This is a genomic window from Bartonella sp. MM73XJBT (assembly GCF_028618465.1).
Lineage (GTDB): Bacteria > Pseudomonadota > Alphaproteobacteria > Rhizobiales > Rhizobiaceae > Bartonella.
Genome location: NZ_JAQISY010000102.1, coordinates 1 through 1,598, shown reverse-complemented (window position 1 = coordinate 1,598; position 1,598 = coordinate 1). Strand labels below are relative to the sequence as shown.

The following is a 1,598-nucleotide window of genomic DNA, read 5'->3' as shown; positions in this document are numbered from 1 at the left end:
AGTGATGTGACGGGTTTAGAAAGCGCCCTTAATGGCAAGATGGCAGCCGATAAAACCTTCACTTTTGCTGATTTAAGCGATATCGAGGGCGCTAAGGACGCAGCCAACAATTATGTTCTTTACAAATCAAGCAATAATAACTTCACCTTTGGCAGTGCCATTTCGCTGTTAGGTACCCATCAACATAAAACAGAAGATATCGTGGGGCTTGATGATTTTAGAGCCAAGATTAATGAAGATCTTACAGCCTATGGTCGCTTAGCCAGCCCAAATGAATGGAAAAATGAGAACAAATTTACCAGAACAGTCAGCATGAGTGGTGGTTTGGAGATCGTCGATAATTCACTATTTAGCGCATTTCCATCAGTTGATTTATCCGCCAGCTCCATCTGGCTTAGAAGAAGTCTTTCAACCTCAGAAGCAGTGGTTACCCGTTTAAGCGCAAACGGAAGCATGCTGAAAGGACCACTAACCGTTGATGGTGAAGCTGTTTATACCAAATCACAAGTGGATAAATTAATAGCTTCATTAGTCAAAAAGCCTGTTGAAATTCTTATGACAGAAAGTGGCACTATTCCATTTCCTGAAAGTTTTAGCGATGACACAGAAATAGAAATATGGGCATGGGGCGGCGGCGGCAGTGGAGGGACTGGAGGTTGGTTAAAAAATACTTATAACGGTCGTACCACATATACCTACTACGGTGGCGGTGGAGGCGGTGGAGGACAATGTGTCCGCGTAAAAATCAAGGGAGCTCAGTTTAGAAAAGCAAAAAATATCCAAATTGGTCGTGGTGGTAAAAATGGTAGTGGGGGTGCAACGATTATTGAAGGCGTTCTCATTGCCAATGGTGGGAATATAGGCTCTCAGGGTAGCGGCAATACCAAAACAGTGGGAGTAGGAGGAACAGGAGGTTACTCCGGCATTCAAAACTTTATTTTTTCTGGCGGTAATGGTGGAAATGGCGGAAGCTGTGACGGTGGAAGCTCTCTTTTTGGTGGTGCTGGTGGCGGTGGCGGATCTAGTAATGGCAGTGGTGGTAGTGGCGGTGAAAGTGACAAAGGTGGAAAAGGTGGCAGAGGTGGTCGTAATCAAGCTGATGCTGGTGGCGGTGGCGGCGGTTATTTTCCTGGAAAGGATGCAGAAAATTATAACAGTGGTGATGGCGGAAATGGCGCAATTTTGTTTAGATTTTTTATATAGGAGGTTTGCATGGAGTATGCGGTTGTTGAAAATGGTGTGGTAACAAATATTATTGTCGCCTCTGAGAATTATGTTCACGCCTTTGGTGGTGAGGCTATCCCCTCAAGTAAAGCGCAAATTGGTTGGACTTATAAAGACGGAGTGTTCTCTCCTCCCGTATTGGATGAAAACAAAAAACAATCCGCATCTACGCAACCAGTAGAGAAAGACGCAATCATAGAGCCACCTATAGGGGTGCCACAAAAAAGGTAAATAAGCTAAGTTATAGGAATGCTTGTTGTATAAGCGGGCTTTGTATGATTTTAAAGTCTTTTTTGACTGACAGTGTCAGGCTTATGGAGCATGGTGATGATTGTTATTGTCTCTTCATTGATTTGGAGAGCAAAATGACAATA

General features: G+C 43.7%; 2 protein-coding genes. Both read left to right on the top strand.

All coding sequences use genetic code 11. The annotated features are described in order from the left end of the window. On the top strand, positions 1 to 1,203 hold a 1,203-nt coding region (locus PVV69_RS09805), incomplete at its 5' end, for a Bgr_08870 family protein (protein WP_273757348.1). Between the two features lie 9 nt (positions 1,204 to 1,212). Then, positions 1,213 to 1,455, top strand: coding sequence for a hypothetical protein (locus PVV69_RS09800; RefSeq protein ID WP_273757347.1), 243 nt, complete (start codon positions 1,213 to 1,215; stop codon positions 1,453 to 1,455). The last annotated feature ends 143 nt before the right edge of the window (positions 1,456 to 1,598 follow it).